The following is a 17,813-nucleotide window of genomic DNA, read 5'->3' on the forward strand; positions in this document are numbered from 1 at the left end:
AAGGGAGGCTGGGCGGCCTATTGGGCCGTCCAGCCTCCGTCGATCGAAATATGTGTACCTGTGATCTGCTTTGCGTCATCGCTGGCGAGAAACAGCGCTGCGGCTGCAATCTCTCCGGTGGTGACGAATTCCTTGGTTGGCTGGGCGGCCAGCAGCACATTCTGCTTGACCTCCTCCTCGGTAATGCCGCGCGCCTTTGCCGTATCGGGGATCTGCTTTTCGACCAGCGGCGTCAGCACATAGCCGGGGCAGATCGAATTGCAGGTGATGCCGAAGGTTGCCAGTTCCAGCGCCACCGTCTTGCTCAGCCCCATCACGCCATGCTTGGCGGCGACATAGGCCGATTTGAACGGCGAGGCGACAAGGCCGTGGGCGGAAACGAGATTGATGATCCGCCCCTTGCCGGCCTTCTTCATGATCGGCACGGCGTGATGGATCGTGTGGAAGGCACTCGACAGGTTGATGGCAATGATCTGATCCCATTTTTCCGTCGGGAAATCCTCAACCGGGCTGACAAACTGAATGCCGGCATTATTGACCAGCACATCAAGGCCGCCGAAGGTGCGCTCCGCTGTTGCGATCAGGTCGGCAATCTCTTCCGGCTTGGTCATGTCGGCCGGATGGTAGATCACTGCGCCATCGCCGAGACTGCCGATGCGGGCAACTGCCTGATTGATATCCTCCTCCTTACCAAAGCCGTTCAGAACAATATTGTCACCAGCCTTGGCAAAGCCTTCGGCGATGCCCAGCCCGATGCCGCTTGTCGAACCCGTAATTACTACACTGCGTGCCATTCAGAATGTCTCCTCAATCCATTCCCCGCTCTGCTATGGCAGGGCGTATCCCTTCCACGTTAAGCGTATTGCGCGGCGCTTTCAATCTGCGATGCGTCAAGCGCAGGCCAAGTTTCAAGCGTTATTTTGCTGGCAGTGCGCGCGCTTTTTGGCATCGCAGCTGCTCGTCTGCGTGAAAACAGTGTTCACCGATTGGTGCTTTTCAGCCTCTTCTCTTCTGTCAGTCGTGAACGATATTGTGGTGCAAAAGAAACAATATTCTTCGGAGCCAGCATGGAACTTGGAATTTTCACCTTTGCCGATGTCGATCCCGCTGACGGCATTGATCGCGGACGGGAAGCCGAACGGCGGATGAAGAACCTGTTGGAAGAGATCAGTCTGGCTGACGAGCTTGGTCTCGATGTCTTCGGCGTCGGTGAGCATCACCGGGTCGATTATCTGGTGTCGTCTCCGGCAACGGTGCTGGCGGCCGCTGCCGCCACAACCAAAAAGATCAGGCTCACCAGTGCGGTCACCATCCTGTCGTCCGATGATCCGGTTCGGGTGTTCCAGCAATTTTCCTCCGTTGATCTCATTTCCGGCGGCCGGGCGGAAATCATGGCCGGGCGCGGCTCCTTCATCGAATCCTTCCCGCTCTTCGGCCATGCGCTGGAAGATTATGATCAGCTCTATGCCGAAAAGCTCGATCTGCTGCTGAAGATCCGTGACAACGAACATGTCACATGGTCGGGTGAGACACGGCCGCCCCTGACCGGGCAGGGCATCTATCCGCGTCCGGTTCAGAACCCGCTGCCGGTCTGGATTGCCGCTGGCGGCACGCCGCAATCCATGGCGCGGGCGGGCTTTCTCGGCCTGCCGCTGATCATCGCCATTCTCGGTGGCCAGCCACGCCGGTTTGCGCCGCTTTTCGATCTTTACGCCCGGGCTGCCGAACAGGCGGGCCATGACCAAAAGAGCCTGAAGCGCGGGATTTCGGTTCATGGCTTCGTCGCTGAAACGGCGGAGAGAGCACGCGACATTTTCTACGCACCGCAGGCCGCCGTGATGAACCGGCTTGGCCGCGAGCGCGGCTGGGGGCCGACATCGAGGGCACAGTTCGATGCCTCGACCGGGCCGGAAGGCGCGCTTTTCGTCGGTGAACCGGAAGGTCTGGCGAAAAAGATCGTCGCCCATGCCCGGATTTTCGGGCTTGACCGTTTCATGCTGCAGATGGCAGTCGGTCTCGTGCCGCATGATGAACTGATGCGGGCGATCGAACTTTTTGCCACGAAGACGGCGCCGATGGTGCGCGACATGCTGGCCGACGATAAGGCATAGGGCCTGGCGGTATTTTTTCGCCAGGTTTGGAAAGGACTGAAATGATTGTAGAAACCGAAGCAGAACTCGAGGCATTAAGGGAGATCGGGCAGATCTGCGCGCTGGCTGTGAAAACCATGGCAGAGGCGCTGGAACCCGGCATCACCACGCGTGAACTCGATCTGATTGGGCGCAAGGTGCTGGAAGATCATGATGCGCGCTCGGCGCCTGAGGTCTGCTATGCCTTTCCTGGCGCGACCTGCATTTCGGTAAACGAGGAGGTTGCCCACGGCATTCCGGGTGATCGGGTGATCGGCGCTGGCGATCTCGTCAATCTCGACGTTTCGGGCGAAAAGAACGGCTTCTTTGGCGATACCGGCTCATCTTTCGCCGTTCCTCCAGTCTCCTCGCGGGTCTCCAAACTCTGCCGGGATGGCAGGCGGGCCATGTGGGTCGGCATCAATCAGGTCAAGCCGGGTGCCCGTTTCGGCGCGATCGGCGATGCGATCGGCAAATTTGCCCGCAAGAACCATTATACGCTGATCCAGAACCTTGCCAGCCATGGTATCGGCCGCTCGCTGCATGAAGAGCCGTCGGAGCTGTCGACCTGGCCGGATCGCAGCGACCGGCGCCAGATCGCCGAAGGCCAGGTTTTCACCATCGAGCCCTTTCTGTCGCTCGGGGCTGAATGGGCGGAGGAAGAGGACGAAGAGTGGATCCTCTACAGCCAGCCGCGGGCCTTGACCGTGCAATACGAGCACACGCTGGTCGCGACCCGGAACGGGCCGCTGATCCTGACGCTTCCCGACGGGGTTAGCTAAAAGCGGTAGGTATGGCGGAAAACACCATTTCGAAATATTAATGTTTACATACTATTTCTTGCCTGAATTGCTGGTTCAGTTGCGTATAATCGCGCCCTGCACGCAGCATTTTCAGAAGGTGTTTTCTTGTTCCAGTCGTTTTTTCCGAAGCCGCATCTGCTTTTCTCATCTGCCGTTATCTGGGCGCTGATCGGCGTTGTCTCATGGTATACGATCGGTCAGCAGATCGGCATCAATCTCGGTTTCGCGCTGTCGCCGGAAGACCAGAACCGTGCAGGGCTTGGCTATTTCGTCACGGCGGATTTCGTCTGGTTCTATCTCTATTACGCGTTTTTCACGCTGACATTCGGTGCCGCCTGGTGGTTCATGGGCGGCAATCACCGCTGGCAGCTCTGGTCGATCTGGGGCTCGTCGCTGATTATCTTCATTACCTATTTTTCCGTGCAGGTTTCGGTCGCGCTCAATAACTGGAACCGGCTTTACGGCGACATGTTGCAGAAGGCTTTTGAGGGCAAGCAAGGGGTCACGGTGGGCGATTTCTATTCGCTCTTTGTGATCTTTGCCGAGATCGCCGCCGTTGCCATCACCGTCTTTGCCTTTCAGCGTTTTTTTGTCAGCCATTATGTGTTCCGCTGGCGCACGGCGATGAATGATTACTATGTCAGCCTGTGGCCCAAGGTCCGCCATATCGAAGGTGCTTCCCAGCGTATCCAGGAAGACACGATGCGTTTCGCCACCATCATGGAAGGGCTGGGTGTATCGATGATCAACGCGGTCATGACGCTGATCGCCTTCCTGCCGGTGCTGTTTGCCCTTTCAAGCTATGTGAAGGTGCTGCCGATCGTCGGCGCCATTCCCGCGCCGCTCTTCACCGCGGCAATCATCTGGTCCCTTTTCGGCACGGTTTTTCTGGCCGCAGTCGGCATCAAGCTGCCGGGGCTTGAGTTTCGCAACCAGCGTGTCGAGGCCGCCTACCGTAAGGAGTTGGTGCTGGGCGAGGACTATGAGAACCGCGCTGAACCGCTGACGCTGAAAGAGTTGTTCACCAATGTCCGGAAGAACTATTTCCGGCTCTATTTCCACTACACCTATTTCAATCTCGCCCGGTCCTTCTTCATCAATGCCGACAATATCTTTTCAACCGCGATCCTGGTGCCGACCATTGTCAGCGGCACGATCACGCTCGGCATCTTCAACCAGATTTCCACCGCTTTCGGTCAGGTCTCTAATTCCTTCCAGTATCTGGTGAATTCCTGGACAACGATCGTCGAACTTCTGTCGATCCACAAACGTCTGCGATCCTTCGAGGCCGCTATTGAAGGCATTGATCTGCCCGAGATTGAGCAGGAGCAATATATGGCCCCCCATCAGGATCCCGCCAGTTCGGTGACAAGAACCCGGCCCGGTCCCTGATTGCGGCATCAGGCCGCTTCAAATTGCGCGTTTTCGCAGCTAGTGTGAGCGCCAGATATCCGGTCCTTGGAAGAGGGGTTCTCCATGGCAATGCTCGTCGTCGCCGTTCTTGTTTTCACGCTTCTGCATCTCATTCATGCTTTCGCGCCGGCTTTTCGCCAGCAGATGATCGACCGGCTGGGCGAGAAGGGCTGGCGCGGGGTCTTCTCGATTGCGGCACTGGCCGCCTTTGTCTTCATGGTCTGGTCATTCGGTCAGGCCCGGCAGGTCACCGGCGTTCTTTATACGCCGCCGTTCTGGATGGCGCATATCACCATTCTTCTGATGCTGATCGCGATGATCTGTCTGTCTGCCAGCTTCTTTCCGCCCGGCCATATCGCCCGTGTGATGAAGCATCCGATGGTGGTTTCGGTCAAAGTCTGGGCATTCGCGCATCTGCTTGCCAATGGCGAAACGGCGTCGGTGATCCTGTTTGCCGGTATCCTGATCTGGGCCGTCATCCTGCGGATTGCCCTTGCCCGGCGTGAGCGGGCGGGCCTCTTGACGCGCAAGCCCTTCGTGTCCGCACGTTACGATCTTTATGCCATCGTGCTTGGTCTGGTACTCTGGGGACTGTTCGTCTGGAAGCTGCATCTCTGGCTGATTGGCCTGCCGATCAGCTTTGCCGCTTGAAAAATACATCAAATTGCCGGGACATTCCGTCCCGTTCAGGCATTTTGTCCTTACAACAGCCAAAAAATAGGCTAGAAGGCCCGGCACTGGAACATGATTTATCGGTGCCGGAGTAGGTAGAATATGGCCAACCAGAACGACAGCTTTATCCGCGAAGTCAATGAGGAACTGCGCTCCGACCGGATGCGCGACGCCTGGCGCCGCTATGGCCGCTATCTCATTGCGCTCGCCGTTCTGGCCGTTGTCGGCACCGCCGCATGGCGCGGTTATGAATATTGGCAGGACCGCAAGGCGGCAAGCTCCGGCGATATCTTCATGACGGCGCTGAACCAGATCAAGGCTGGCGACAACGATGCTGCCAAGAAGACGCTGGCCGAACTTGAAGCCTCCGGCCATGGCGACTATCCGGTGCTGGCCAAGCTGCGTGCGGCAACGCTTCTGGAGCAGAATGGCGATACGGCCGCTGCCGTTTCGGCCTTCTCCGCCATTGGCAAGGATCGCGGGATACCCGAAGCGCTTCGTCAGGCTGCAAAGCTGCGTGCCGGCTGGCTGCTGGTGGATACCGGCACCTACGATCAGGTGTCCTCCGAGGTCGAGGAACTGGCGGTTGACGGCAATCCGTTCCGCTTTTCGGCGCGGGAAATCCTCGGCCTTTCCGCCTTCCGCAACGGCAATTATGATGAAGCCAAGCAGCTTTTCGATGAAATTACCGCTGACAGCCAGGCGCCGGTGAATATCCTCAATCGCGCCCAGATCGTGCTTGATGTGATGGCTGCCGATGGCGACACCAAGCCGGATGCGGCACCTGCCGTCGTAGACCAGTCACCGGCTGCTGCAGATGAAAGCCAGTCCGCCGATGATCAGTCGACTGACGGCGACGCCAAGGCAGATAGCGGCACGAACTAAGCCTTAGAGCGCGATTTCGGGACAGGGGAACAGAGGTTCTCTCCCGCATTGCGCAAATCAAAGAGTTGGCGCATTTTCGCTTTTCAGGGAAAAGCGGAAATGTTTGCGTTTTAAGGGAAGAACCATCATGAGCTTCAAGGTTGCCATCGTCGGGCGTCCGAATGTCGGCAAGTCGACGCTGTTCAACCGGCTCGTCGGGCAGAAGATCGCCATTGTCGACGATACGCCGGGTGTGACCCGTGACCGTCGTCCGGGCGAGGCCAAGCTTTACGATCTCCGTTTCACCATCATCGACACGGCAGGTCTTGAAGAGGCCGGTGCCGACACGCTGCCGGGCCGCATGCGCGCGCAGACGGAAGCGGCGATCGATGAGGCCGACCTGTCGCTGTTCATCGTTGACGCGAAGATGGGGTTGACCCCGGCCGACAACACGCTGGCCGATATGTTGCGCCGTCGCGGCAAGCCGGTCGTGCTGGTTGCCAACAAGTCCGAAGCACGCGGTTCCGATGCCGGCTTCTACGACGCCTTCACGCTTGGTCTTGGTGAACCATGCCCGATTTCGGCTGAGCATGGCCAGGGCATGACCGATCTGCGCGATGCGATCATTGCAGCGATTGGTGAGGAGCGTGCCTTCCCCAAGGAAGAGCCGGTCGACGAGGCGCTGACCGATGTCATGCTGACCAAGGAAGAGGCCGACGACCCGGATGCAGCGCCGGCCTATGATGACAAGAAGCCGCTTCGCGTGGCCATTGTCGGCCGCCCCAATGCCGGAAAATCGACGCTGATCAACCGCTATCTCGGCGAAGACCGGCTGTTGACCGGGCCTGAGGCCGGGATTACCCGCGATTCGATCTCGGTTGAGTGGGAATGGCGCGGCCGGCCGATCAAGCTCTTCGATACTGCTGGCATGCGCCGTAAGGCGCGAGTGATCGAAAAGCTCGAAAAATTGTCGGTTGCCGATACGCTTCGCGCCATCCGCTTTGCCGAATGTGTGGTCATTGTCTTCGACGCGACGATCCCGTTTGAAAAACAGGATCTGCAGATCGTTGATCTGGTGATCCGCGAGGGCCGCGCCGCCGTGCTGGCCTTCAACAAATGGGATCTGATCGAGGATCAGCAGGCATTGCTGAGCGAGCTCAGGGAAAAGACCGAGCGTCTTCTGCCGCAGGCGCGCGGCATTCGTGCCGTCACGGTTTCGGGGGAACGCGGGACCGGGCTGGACAAGCTGATGCAGGCAATCGCCGATACCGACCGGGTCTGGAACAGCCGCATCTCGACGGCCAGGCTCAATCGCTGGCTCGATGGCCAGCAGGTCTCCCATCCGCCACCGGCCGTTTCCGGCCGTCGCCTGAAGATGAAGTACATGACGCAGATGAAGACCCGTCCGCCGGGCTTCATGATCTCCTGTACCCGTCCCGATGCCGTACCGGAAAGCTATACCCGCTATCTGATCAACGGCTTGCGCAATGATTTCAACATGCCCGGCGTGCCGATCCGGCTCTATTTCCGGGCAGGCGACAATCCGTTTGAGCACAAGCGCCGCAAAAAGCGCTAGAGCGCCGTGCATCCATTCGGATGCACAAAGGACGCTCTAACCCATTGAAACTACGCATCGGCCCGAAAATCGAAATCGATTTTCGGGCCGATGCTGTAAGCTCAGACATTATCGTGGGCGCTACGGATATTGTCGTAAAACTGTGTTGCGGCCGCCTGCCATGAATAATGTTGCGAGAGTGCAATTGCTGCCTCTTTTGATAAGGTCAGCGCCCGCAGTGCTGCCTTTGCGAGATCATCATCCAGCGCTCCGGCATCCTTGCGCCCGTTGAGAATGTCGAGCGGGCCGGTGACGGGAAAGGCGGCAACAGGAACGCCGCTTGCCAGCGCCTCGATGATGGTATTGCCGAAAGTGTCGGTCTTTGACGAGAACACGAAGACATCGGCCTGTGCATAGGCGCGCGCCAGCGCTTCGCCATGCAGCATACCGGTGAAGTGGACATCGGGATGGGCCTCCTGCAGCGCTTCACGTGCCGGGCCGTCGCCCACCACAACCTTTGTGCCCGGCAGGTCGAGATCGAGAAAGGCCGGCAGGTTTTTCTCCACCGCCACGCGTGACACCGTCATGAAGATCGGGCGATGAAGGCCGAATGGGCGTTCCTCGCGTTCCCGCGGGTGAAACAGCGTGTGGTCGATGCCGCGGCTCCAGCGCATCAGGTTTTTCAGTCCCCGCGCTTCAAGCTCTTTCGCCAGACTGTCGGTTGCCACCATGCAGCCATTGCCGGAATTGTGAAACCAGCGCATGAAGCGGTAAAGCAGGCTGATCGGCACCGGAAAACGCGCCGAGACATATTCGGGAAAACGGGTGTGATAACTGGTGGTAAAAGGGATGCCGTTCTTTAGGCACCAGCGCCGTGCTTTCAGACCCAGCGGGCCTTCCGTGGCGATATGAACATAATCGGGCTCTGTTTTTCGGATTGCGGCACTGACCCGCCGGTAGCCCGCCAGTGCCAGCCGGATCTCGGGATAGGTGGGCATCGGCATGCTGCGAAACAGGTTGGGGGTGATCATCGAAATCAAAATGCCGCGCTTTTCGAGCTCGGCATTGGTGTTTTCGATCGAGCGGACGACGCCGTTGACCTGTGGATGCCAGGCATCGGAGATGATGGTCAATCGGCTTGGCGCATCGCTCTGTTTCGTCATTCGGGCTTTCCGATTCGGGAACGTGGCTGCCAGTTCTGGCGGTTACGCCGTGTTATCCGCGAATGATGATGGTTTTATTACATAAGGTTGCGTAAGCCGTTCCAGACTCGGCTGCGCTGTCATGCTGCACAGCACCATCATCGGCAATCGACACATTTACGACAGGCTGCGCCATCTATAGTCTCAGGCGCAGACAGACAAGCGGGGATAGGGCATGAGCAAGGAACAGGACGGCAAGCACCTCTGGTGGCGTGGCGGGGTGATCTACCAGATCTATCCGCGTTCGTTTCAGGATACGAGCGGCGATGGCATTGGCGATCTGAAAGGCATTACCCGACGGCTCTCCTATGTCGCTGAACTCGGTGTCGATGCGATCTGGCTCTCCCCCTTCTTCAAGTCGCCAATGGCTGACATGGGCTATGACGTTTCCGATTATTGCGATGTTGATCCGATGTTCGGCACGCTTGCGGATTTCGATGCATTGGTCGGTGAAGCGCACCGGCTCGGGCTGAAGGTGATCATCGATCAGGTTCTCTCCCATACATCCGACAAACATCCCTGGTTTGCCGAAAGCCGCTCGTCAAAGGACAATGACAGGGCGGACTGGTTCGTCTGGGCCGATGCCAAGCCGGATGGTACCGCGCCCAATAACTGGATGTCTGTCTTCGGCGGGCCTGCCTGGGAATGGGACGGCGTGCGCAAGCAATATTACATGCACAACTTCCTCGCCTCGCAGCCGGATCTGAATTTCCACTGTGAAGCGGTGCAGGATGCGCTGCTGGACACGGTGCGGTTCTGGCTGGAGCGCGGTGTTGACGGCTTCCGTCTCGATACGGTCAACTACTATTTCTGCGATGCCGAACTGCGGGACAACCCGGCTGTTGACGGAGAGCTCGGCCCCACGGGGCTCGATGCGCCGGACGTGAACCCCTATGGTTTTCAGCAGCATATTTTTGACAAGACGCGACCGGAGAATATCGGCTTCCTGCAGCGTTTCCGCGCTTTGCTTGATGAATATGACGATCGCACTTCCGTGGGCGAGGTGGGAGATGGCGCGCGTTCGCTGAAGACGGTGGCCGATTACACATCGGGCGGCGACAAGCTGCATATGTGCTACACCTTCGATTTCCTCGGGCCGCATTTCTCGCCCGCCCATATCCGCAGCTGTGTCACTAATTTCTTCGACGTGGTGGCAGATGGCTGGGTCTGCTGGGCCTTTTCCAATCATGATGTTGACCGCCATGTCTCCCGCTTTGCCAAAAGCGAGGCAGAGCGGGTTCCGGTTGCCAGGCTTGCGCTTTCGGTCATCGCATCGCTCAAAGGCTCGGTCTGCCTTTATCAGGGTGAAGAACTAGGTCTGCCGCAGGCGGAGCTTGCCTTTGAAGATCTGCGCGACCCCTATGGCATCCGCTTCTGGCCTGCCTTCAAGGGTCGGGACGGTTGCCGCACGCCGATGGTATGGAATGGCAAACAGGCCAATGCCGGCTTCTCATCTGGAAAACCCTGGCTGCCGGTGCCGGAAGACCATCTGCCGCTTGCCGCGGCCGATCAGGCGGCCGTGCCGGAAAGCGTCTATATGCATTACCGGGCGATGCTGGATTTTCGCCGCGAGCATGAAGCCATGTTTGATGGCGAGATCGATTTCATCGACAGTGATGACGAGGATATTCTGGCGTTCACGCGTGAAAGCGGGGGAGAGCGGCTTCTGTTCGTCTATAATTTTGCTGACGAGCCGCGACGTTTCACACCGGGCATTCTACTGGATGGGCTGAAGCCACTTGATCTTCCCGGCATGTATGCGGAAATGAATGATGCCTGTGTTGATCTGGGTGCTTTTGACGGGTTTTGTGCACAGCTTTAGCGATCAACAGGCTGTTCCGAAAACCGCAGAGAATTCTCTCCAAGTTTGAGCGGTAGATCCGGCCTGATCATGTTGCAGCAGCAATGCGGACGGCGTGGCGATATGAGCCATGCTGAACGAAGGGCGCATGCGGCGTCCGTATCAGGATTTATGAATGCTGTATTTGCAGAAATTTGTATAAAAACGAATTTGTTGAAATATTTTCGCGTGGAACTGTACTTTGATCTCTTTTTGAAGAGTGTTTCAGTCGCGTCTGATAGTCAAAATCCCGGCTTGTTTTAGAAATACGCCAGGAAAACTGTCCAACTCTTTCGGATATGCCAATTGGAGCTTGAAATATGATGCCGACACGCTTGTCCGGGACTGTCCCGTCAACATATTCAGGCTCTGATGGTGAGGCCGGGCCGTCTGCACCCAAAAGACCTGGCCCGGAAAGAACTGGCGCCGGACCGGCCGTTCCCGAAAGCCCGGACAATGTTGGGCATGATGACAACATGAATCTCTCCAAGGTTTTGAAACAGCATTCTGACCTTATTATCCGCTCGCTTGACCGGGATGATATCGAGTCTTTGGTGTGCGCTTTGCCGAGCAGCATATCTGGAAGCCCGTTGGCTGACCCCGCGCCTCATTATCGGCAGGAGCACGGTTTTCGACAGCTTATGGATGGTGTCACAAATCCGCTGAGTGACAACTTTGATCTGAGCCGAAAGGAAATGCGGGACCATGCTCTGAATATCATTGACAATGGCCGCGCGCTCGACGGTCGCAAATACAAACTGAACCTGATGCAGCAGCAAAGCCTGTTGGCAAAGATTGGCATCACCGATGACGAAGACGATGACTGTGATTATGCTGGCACATTCCAGACGGTGCTCGACACAGCAGATCGTCTTGCTGCCAAGGGGAGAAAGACGCCATATTCTGAACCCTCGCTCTTTAGCGGCTTGATTGACAGCTTGAAAATGATGCCGGAAGAGTTGCGCTGTTCCAGCTATGACAAGCTCGAAAGTCGCATTGATGAAGGCGGCGGAAGTTATGATGACAATCGCCTTGCGCTTGCGGAAAATCTTTGTTTGTTGCCGCCGGGTAGTCCACAGAGCGAGCGAATTCATCGGTTGATCGGAAAGATTGAACCGGTCGAAAGCGAGGATATCCGTCATCAACTTTACGGGGTTCTCTCGCAGACGGCGCGGGGGGATGTACCAGACCGGGATTTCAGGGCAATCATTCACAGTCTCAGCAATATCGATCGAATGGATGTTTGGACGTCCATGATTGAGGATATTTGCTTTGCGACATTCTCCAGTCGAGGGTTCTCGCCCGAACAGCAGAGAAGCCGGGTCAATGCATTGATGGATGAAATGGCCACGCTTTCACCAGGACGGGCAGCAGTCGGATCTGCGCATATTGCATTTGTACTGGCTTGCTGGGGACAAGGCCCAGAACAGTTTCCTGTTGCGAGGTTAATGCAACTCATAAACACGATGAGCCGTTCCTGTCCTGAGCGATGGGACGTCCCTGTTCGGGAAATGATGAATAGAATGGTCAACCCATGTGACAGTGTACAAAAGGCCCGGTTGTATGATTGCATTCTCGACGCGGCTCCGCCCGTTTCACATGACGTGCCGGCACGTGGCTGGCGAGACTATTCTCCGCCCGGAACGCAGCCCGGACTGCGCATTCTTGCGGACACGTTTTGCTGGAACGACGTGCAAAAAGGCCTCATCGATAACGTGGTGTCGCGCAAACACGCCGCCCCGCTGGACTTTCCTGCCGTCTTCGAACGGCTCCTTGAACGGATAGCGCAAAATGCCGATGATCTGCGCCGCCCCGCTCTGGTGCAGCTGTCACAGGTTCTGGCGCAGGACCCGGCTTGCGCAGATGAGCTGGCGCTGGTCGAGCAGCGTCTCGCCGAAACGGCCTGACAGGTTCAGACCGACGGATCGAGAAGCCTGAAATTGTCGACATCGACCATGCCGCGATCGGAAATCTTTAAATGCGGGATGACCGGCAGCGGCAGAAATGCGACCTGGAGGAAGGGCTCCTCCAGCGTCGTTCCGAGATCATAGGCCGCCTGCCGCAGGGTGATGAGATTGTCGCGCACCGCCTCATAGGGATCAAGGCTCATCAGCCCGGCAATCGGCAGGGCGATCTCACCGGTGATCCTGCCGCCTTCGGCAACGACGAAGCCACCGCGGATCTGTTTCAGCCGGTTGACGGCGAGCGCCATATCATCAGCATCGACTCCGACGACGCAGATATTGTGGCTGTCATGGCCAACAGTCGAGGCGATGGCGCCGCGTTTCAGGCCGAAGCCCTGGACGAAACCATTGGCGTGATTGCCATTCTTGCCGTGGCGTTCGATCACCGCCACCTTGATGATGTCATTGTCGAGATCGATACTGGCCTCATTGCCGGATTTCGGCAGGTGATAGCGGCGATGCTCGGTGATGATGCGACCCGGCACAACGCCGATTACCGACCATTCGCCGTCTCGCGCCGCGATGGAAAAGTCTGCCGGGGCAACGGTTTGCGCCTTCACGCTATCAAGACCAACGGGCGCAACGGGATTGCGGGTATCAAAGAGTGCCTCATTCACCAACCGTCCTGCCGAAAACACCATTTCGGCCCGGCAGTCCTCGAGCGTGTCTATGACCACGAGATCGGCACGCTTTCCCGGTGCAACAAGGCCGCGATCGAAAAGACCGAAAGCCCTGGCCGCTGAAATCGAGGCAGCGCGATAGACCGCCAGCGGCGATGCGCCAGCGGAAATGGCGGTGCGGATCATGTAATCAAGATGGCCATGTTCGGCGATATCAAGCGGATTCCGGTCGTCGGTGCAAAGCGCGATATAGGGCGAAAGCCGTTCGGTGATGATCGGCGTCAGCGCTGCAAGGTCCTTGGATACCGAACCCTCGCGGATGAGGATATGCATGCCCTTGCGGATTTTCTCCAGCGCTTCCTCAGCCGTTGTTGCCTCATGCTCGGTGGAAATGCCTGCCGAAATATAGGCGTTGAGATCCCGTCCCGACAGAAGCGGCGCATGGCCGTCAATATGGCCGCCGGCAAAAGCCTTCAGCTTGGCCATGGCGATCGGGTCCTTGTGGACGACACCGGGAAAATTCATGAATTCCGCCAGTCCGATCACTTGTGGGTGATCGCGGAACGGCAGCAGGGCTTCCACGGGCAGGTCTGCGCCGGAGGTCTCCAGATGCGTCGCCGGTACGCAGGAGGACAGCTGCACACGGATGTCCATGATCGTTTCGAGCGAGGATTCGAGAAAGAAGCGGATGCCCTCTGCCCCGATGACATTGGCGATTTCATGCGGATCGCAGATCACCGTCGTGACGCCGCAGGGCAGGACACAGCGATCGAATTCATGCGGTGTGACGAGTGAGGATTCGATGTGAAGATGGGTGTCGATAAAGCCCGGAACGACAATGCGGCCGGAGATGTCGATCTCGCGGGTGCCTTCATAGGTCTCAGCCGTACCGATGATCATATCGCCGCAAAGGGCAATGTCGGAGGCCACAAGTTCGCCGGTGACAAGATCGAAAAAGCGCCCGCCCTTCAGGACGATATCGGCCTTTTCACGTCCGGTTGCCTGGTCAATTCTGTTTTCGAGCGTGGCCATGGAACCTCCGGCTGCCGCAGATGATTCGCCTCAGTTTAGCGGCTGCCGCATGGCTTGAAAATGGGGCGGCGCAGAACGCCGCCGCGCTTAGCCTTCAATGGTAACGGCAAAGGAAAATTCTGCAGTTTCACCTGGCGGCAGGATCTTGGTCGAGGGTCTGTTGACGATATCGGATCCCTTGCCGTGCGCCTCGGCCATGCCGTGCCAGGGCTCAATGCAGATATAGGGCGCGCCGGGTTTGGTCCACAGCGCCAGATTGGGCAGGTTTTCAAAGCTGAAGGCGAGCGACGGGCCGTTTTCGGCACTCAGCGTCAACCGGTCGCCAGCGCCTTCAGGAAAGATCATCGCATCATCGATGAAATAGTCATGGTCCAGCGCCAGCAGGCCTTCGGAGAAGGGGGAGGGCAGTGGCGTCAGGTCGATCAGGCCATCACGCAGACGCACGAGCGGCGGTTCTGCCCGATTCTCAAGCGCCACGTGATGGACGCTGCCCTTGGTCATGCCGGGCATAGGCCAGCAGAAGGCGGGGTGGAAGCCAAAGCCAAAGGGCATTGCGACCTTGTCATGGTTCTCGACGCGCGCTGTCACCTTCAGGCTGCGGCCTTCAAGCGCATGCGTAACCGAAAGCAGAAAGTCGAAAGGATAGGCGGCGCGGGTCTCCTCGGAGGGGCCAAGTTCCAGGCGGCACAGGCTTTCGGTCTGTTCCGCCACGCTGAAGAGCGAACGGCGGGCGAAACCATGCTGCTTCATCGGCATGCGCACGCCATCGATCTCGATCATGTCATTGGCGGCTTTGCCGACGATCGGAAAGAGGATCGGCGCGCGACCGGTCCAGAAGGCGGGATCGCCGTTCCACAGCCATGAGCGACCGTCGGTCGTTTCAAGGGTCTGCGTTTCCGCCCCGAGCGTTGCGACGGTCACGACGAGTTCGTCATTAGCGATGCGTATGGTCTCGGACATTAAGCTTCCTCGTTTCTGTCGATCGATTTCTGACGGACATTTCAAAACATTTCCGCGCTGGCAGCAATGAAAAACGCCGCGTTTTCGAGGCGCGGCGTTTTCAATTCTTTCAGGACGTCAGGCGGTTGCCATCAGCACCTTGCGCAGCTTGTCGAACAATTCATCGATCTCCGACTTGGAGATGATCAGCGGCGGCGACAGGGCGATGATATCACCGGTGGTGCGGATCAGCAGGCCGTCTTCATAGGCCTTGAGGAAGGCGTTGAAGGCGCGTTTGGTCGGCTCGCCGGCCAGCGGTGAAAGCTCGATCGCGCCAATCAGGCCAATATTGCGAATGTCGATGACATGCGGGCAATCGCGCAGGCTGTGCAGCTGTTCTTCCCAATAGGGGCCGATTTCGGCGCCGCGGGTCAGAAGGCCTTCTTCCTGATAGGTTTCAATCGTTGCAAGGCCTGCGGCCGAGGCGATCGGGTTGCCGGAATAGGTGTAGCCATGCATGAATTCGATGGCGTGGTCCGGACCGTTCATGAAAGCATCATGAATTTCGTCGCGCACAAAGACGGCACCCATCGGGATGACGCCATTGGTGAGGCCCTTGGCGGTCGTCATGATATCGGGAACGACGCCGAAATATTCCGATGCGAAGGCGGCGCCCAGGCGGCCATAGCCGGTGATGACTTCGTCGAAGATCAGCAGGATGCCATGCTTGGTGCAGATGTCGCGCAGGCGCTTCAGATAGCCCTTCGGCGGAATGAGAACGCCGGTGGAGCCCGAAACCGGCTCGACGATGACGGCGGCAATGCTTGAGGCATCATGCAGGCCGATGATGCGTTCCAGATAATCCGCCAGTTCAACGCCATGTTCCGGCTCGCCCTTGGTGAAGGCGTTCTTTTCCGGCATGTGGGTATGCGGCATGAAATCAACGCCCGGCAGCATGGGGCCGAAGGTCTTGCGGTCGGCAACGATGCCGCAGACCGAGGTGCCACCGATATTGATGCCGTGATAGGCACGCTCGCGGGCGACGAACATGTAGCGCGATCCTTCGCCACGAACCTGATGATAGGCACGGGCAATCTTCAGCGCGGTATCGACCGATTCCGAACCGGAATTGGTGAAGAATACATGGTTCATACCTTCCGGCGAAATATCCGTCAGACGGTTTGCAAGTTCGAAGGCCTTGGGGTGGCCGAGCTGGAAGGCCGGTGCATAGTCAAGCTCTGCGGCCTGTGCCTGGATTGCCTCGGTGATCTTCGGGCGGCAATGGCCAGCATTGTTGCACCACAGGCCTGCCGTGCCATCGAGAACCTTACGGCCGTCATGGGTTGTGTAATACATGTCCTTCGCGGCGACGAACAGGCGTGGTTCCTGCTTGAACTGCCGATTGGCGGTAAAGGGCATCCAGAAAGCCCGCATATCGTTCGGGGTGATATTGCGTCGATCAGACATCAACTGCTCCACTGAAAAAAGCCCGCTCTGCGGGCTGACTGTTTTTGGTGTTTTTGTGGGCCGCACGTTAGCAGGGTGAAACCATGCGTCAAGCAAGATCGACACACGACCAAAGGTCGCATTCCGACAATGCTGTTATGGTGCGCTGGCCTGCGCTCCGGAATGCTGCGGCCAGTCGGTTTCCTGGCAGTAGATGTCTTCCAGCGCACCAAGCAGCTTGAGAACCGGATCGGCATTACTGGTGTAGAAGATCGTCTGCGCCTCTCGGCGCGTGGTCACAAGATTTTGGGCGCGCAGCTTGGAAAGATGCTGGGAAAGCGCAGATTGGCTCAGGCCGACACGGTTTGCCAATAGCCCGACAGGCAATTCACATTCAACAAGCGCACAGAGAATTTCTAAACGTTTGGCATTGGCCATGGCCGACAGGACGCCTGCAACGTTTGTGGAGCGCTCGGAAAGAGTTTTGGTGTCCATTCTTGAATTCCGGTTTCGCATTTGTTGCGGTTTGCACCGCTTCTGCTGCTTTTGTCTGTTTTGAATAAATAAAATTGACGGGTGCGTACACTCTCAAATCTAAGATATTCGCATTTTTTGGCGGGATAAGAGCATTTCTAGCTCCGTTTCTGTCATATTCAGCGTGTTTAAAGGGATGCGCGACAAGGTTGAACCGTCTGCAAGGTCAACGCCACCAGGATCAGCACCGATGCATTTCATGCCGGAAAACGCCGGCAGAGCGCCGTTTTCAATCTGGTCTGTAACGATTCCGATCATCTTCTCCTCGTCAAATTCCGGGGCTGGTTCCGGAAATCTGAACGGTCGCAGATCATCAGCGGTCAGTGCAAAGGCCCGGCCGAAGCCACCGTTGAGACTGGCCGAATGCGGCTCAAGACGGAAGAAGGAAAAATCGGGGAAATCGATATAAAGCGCCGATTTTGGATGCCGGCGCAGGAAGCGGGTTTTCAAACGGTCATGATCAGCGCTGTCACGGCTGACAATTTCCGCATGGCAGCGCAGTGTCATGCGGGCATGGGCAAGCGGATCGCCCTTGCCCGGTTCACCAAGGAGCAGCGAGACGCGCGAATCAGCCTCGACAGCCTGGCGATGCGCAGCAAGCCTTGACAAAAGCAGGCATGGCCTGCCCTCAACATCGAAGCCGATCAGGACGCGGGTAACCAGCGGAAAACCGGAGCCTGGCTCAAGCGTTGCCAAAGCAGCAAAGCGCGCCTCGTGAAGCAGCCGCTCCGCAAGCAGTCGCGCCTCGTCATCTGTTGATCGCAGGATATTCGTGGCTTCCGTCATTGCCGACTCAGATT

Annotated in this window: 15 protein-coding genes; 8 read left to right on the top strand and 7 right to left on the bottom strand. The window is 57.7% G+C overall.

From position 1 onward, the window contains the following. Positions 1 to 17: 17 nt before the first annotated feature. Positions 18 to 794 carry a 3-hydroxybutyrate dehydrogenase gene (locus FJU08_RS07905; protein WP_141148429.1) on the bottom strand — a complete coding sequence of 259 codons (777 nt, stop codon included), beginning with the start codon at positions 792 to 794 and terminating at the stop codon, positions 18 to 20. Positions 795 to 1,067: 273 nt separating this feature from the next. Here FJU08_RS07905 and FJU08_RS07910 point away from each other — a divergent pair, with 273 nt between their 5' ends. The 6 genes from FJU08_RS07910 (at position 1,068) to der (ending at position 7,457) form a co-directional block, all read left to right on the top strand. Beyond that, on the top strand, positions 1,068 to 2,111 hold the full coding sequence (locus tag FJU08_RS07910) for an LLM class flavin-dependent oxidoreductase (protein WP_141148430.1): 1,044 nt from the start codon (positions 1,068 to 1,070) through the stop codon (positions 2,109 to 2,111). Positions 2,112 to 2,152: 41 nt separating this feature from the next. Further along, the gene (map, locus tag FJU08_RS07915) at positions 2,153 to 2,911 is read left to right on the top strand and encodes a type I methionyl aminopeptidase (RefSeq protein ID WP_141148431.1); all 759 of its coding nucleotides are present in this window, start codon (positions 2,153 to 2,155) and stop codon (positions 2,909 to 2,911) included. A gap of 126 nt (positions 2,912 to 3,037) precedes the next feature. Then, positions 3,038 to 4,324, top strand: a complete 1,287-nt coding sequence (sbmA, locus tag FJU08_RS07920; protein WP_141148432.1) for a peptide antibiotic transporter SbmA — start codon at positions 3,038 to 3,040, stop codon at positions 4,322 to 4,324. A gap of 84 nt (positions 4,325 to 4,408) precedes the next feature. After that, positions 4,409 to 4,996 (top strand): NnrU family protein, encoded by a 588-nt coding sequence (locus tag FJU08_RS07925; protein WP_141148433.1) that lies wholly within the window; start codon positions 4,409 to 4,411, stop codon positions 4,994 to 4,996. A 123-nt stretch (positions 4,997 to 5,119) separates the two neighbouring features. Further along, positions 5,120 to 5,902, top strand: a complete 783-nt coding sequence (locus tag FJU08_RS07930; protein WP_141148434.1) for a tetratricopeptide repeat protein — start codon at positions 5,120 to 5,122, stop codon at positions 5,900 to 5,902. A gap of 127 nt (positions 5,903 to 6,029) precedes the next feature. After that, positions 6,030 to 7,457: a ribosome biogenesis GTPase Der gene (der, locus tag FJU08_RS07935; RefSeq protein ID WP_141148435.1), complete on the top strand. Its 1,428-nt coding sequence runs from the start codon at positions 6,030 to 6,032 to the stop codon at positions 7,455 to 7,457. Positions 7,458 to 7,558: 101 nt separating this feature from the next. Here the strand turns inward: der and FJU08_RS07940 are convergent, their stop codons facing one another. Next, positions 7,559 to 8,599: a glycosyltransferase family 4 protein gene (locus tag FJU08_RS07940; protein WP_141148436.1), complete on the bottom strand. Its 1,041-nt coding sequence runs from the start codon at positions 8,597 to 8,599 to the stop codon at positions 7,559 to 7,561. A gap of 214 nt (positions 8,600 to 8,813) precedes the next feature. Between FJU08_RS07940 and bglA the strand changes: the two genes are divergently transcribed. Further along, positions 8,814 to 10,460: a beta-galactosidase BglA gene (gene bglA / locus FJU08_RS07945; RefSeq protein ID WP_141148437.1), complete on the top strand. Its 1,647-nt coding sequence runs from the start codon at positions 8,814 to 8,816 to the stop codon at positions 10,458 to 10,460. Positions 10,461 to 10,954: 494 nt separating this feature from the next. Further along, positions 10,955 to 12,385 carry a hypothetical protein gene (locus tag FJU08_RS07950; RefSeq protein ID WP_141148438.1) on the top strand — a complete coding sequence of 477 codons (1,431 nt, stop codon included), beginning with the start codon at positions 10,955 to 10,957 and terminating at the stop codon, positions 12,383 to 12,385. Between the two features lie 5 nt (positions 12,386 to 12,390). Here the strand turns inward: FJU08_RS07950 and ade are convergent, their stop codons facing one another. From ade to FJU08_RS07975, 5 genes are all read right to left on the bottom strand, one after another. Continuing rightward, positions 12,391 to 14,094 carry an adenine deaminase gene (ade, locus tag FJU08_RS07955; RefSeq protein WP_141148439.1) on the bottom strand — a complete coding sequence of 568 codons (1,704 nt, stop codon included), beginning with the start codon at positions 14,092 to 14,094 and terminating at the stop codon, positions 12,391 to 12,393. A gap of 87 nt (positions 14,095 to 14,181) precedes the next feature. After that, positions 14,182 to 15,054, bottom strand: a complete 873-nt coding sequence (locus tag FJU08_RS07960) for an aldose 1-epimerase family protein (protein WP_141148440.1) — start codon at positions 15,052 to 15,054, stop codon at positions 14,182 to 14,184. Positions 15,055 to 15,171: 117 nt separating this feature from the next. Beyond that, a complete protein-coding gene (gene aptA / locus FJU08_RS07965) occupies positions 15,172 to 16,500 on the bottom strand; it encodes an omega-aminotransferase AptA (RefSeq protein WP_141148441.1) in 1,329 nt (442 codons plus the stop codon). A 135-nt stretch (positions 16,501 to 16,635) separates the two neighbouring features. Continuing rightward, a complete protein-coding gene (locus FJU08_RS07970) occupies positions 16,636 to 16,974 on the bottom strand; it encodes an ArsR/SmtB family transcription factor (protein ID WP_141148442.1) in 339 nt (112 codons plus the stop codon). Positions 16,975 to 17,073: 99 nt separating this feature from the next. Continuing rightward, on the bottom strand, positions 17,074 to 17,799 hold the full coding sequence (locus FJU08_RS07975) for a HugZ family pyridoxamine 5'-phosphate oxidase (protein WP_141148443.1): 726 nt from the start codon (positions 17,797 to 17,799) through the stop codon (positions 17,074 to 17,076). Between the last annotated feature and the right edge of the window lie 14 nt (positions 17,800 to 17,813).

The sequence above is a fragment of the Martelella alba genome, from assembly GCF_006516955.1.
Lineage (GTDB): Bacteria > Pseudomonadota > Alphaproteobacteria > Rhizobiales > Rhizobiaceae > Martelella > Martelella alba.

What these genes read in the sequence shown, in the direction of transcription:
- FJU08_RS07940 (WP_141148436.1), bottom strand. Translation starts at nt 8,599, where the DNA reads ATGACGAAACAGAGCGATGCGCCAAGCCGATTGACCATCATCTCCGAT.
- FJU08_RS07930 (WP_141148434.1), top strand. Translation starts at nt 5,120, where the DNA reads ATGGCCAACCAGAACGACAGCTTTATCCGCGAAGTCAATGAGGAACTG.
- der (WP_141148435.1), top strand. Translation starts at nt 6,030, where the DNA reads ATGAGCTTCAAGGTTGCCATCGTCGGGCGTCCGAATGTCGGCAAGTCG.
- FJU08_RS07910 (WP_141148430.1), top strand. Translation starts at nt 1,068, where the DNA reads ATGGAACTTGGAATTTTCACCTTTGCCGATGTCGATCCCGCTGACGGC.
- map (WP_141148431.1), top strand. Translation starts at nt 2,153, where the DNA reads ATGATTGTAGAAACCGAAGCAGAACTCGAGGCATTAAGGGAGATCGGG.
- FJU08_RS07950 (WP_141148438.1), top strand. Translation starts at nt 10,955, where the DNA reads ATGAATCTCTCCAAGGTTTTGAAACAGCATTCTGACCTTATTATCCGC.
- ade (WP_141148439.1), bottom strand. Translation starts at nt 14,094, where the DNA reads ATGGCCACGCTCGAAAACAGAATTGACCAGGCAACCGGACGTGAAAAG.
- bglA (WP_141148437.1), top strand. Translation starts at nt 8,814, where the DNA reads ATGAGCAAGGAACAGGACGGCAAGCACCTCTGGTGGCGTGGCGGGGTG.
- FJU08_RS07970 (WP_141148442.1), bottom strand. Translation starts at nt 16,974, where the DNA reads ATGGACACCAAAACTCTTTCCGAGCGCTCCACAAACGTTGCAGGCGTC.
- FJU08_RS07905 (WP_141148429.1), bottom strand. Translation starts at nt 794, where the DNA reads ATGGCACGCAGTGTAGTAATTACGGGTTCGACAAGCGGCATCGGGCTG.
- FJU08_RS07925 (WP_141148433.1), top strand. Translation starts at nt 4,409, where the DNA reads ATGGCAATGCTCGTCGTCGCCGTTCTTGTTTTCACGCTTCTGCATCTC.
- aptA (WP_141148441.1), bottom strand. Translation starts at nt 16,500, where the DNA reads ATGTCTGATCGACGCAATATCACCCCGAACGATATGCGGGCTTTCTGG.
- FJU08_RS07960 (WP_141148440.1), bottom strand. Translation starts at nt 15,054, where the DNA reads ATGTCCGAGACCATACGCATCGCTAATGACGAACTCGTCGTGACCGTC.
- FJU08_RS07975 (WP_141148443.1), bottom strand. Translation starts at nt 17,799, where the DNA reads ATGACGGAAGCCACGAATATCCTGCGATCAACAGATGACGAGGCGCGA.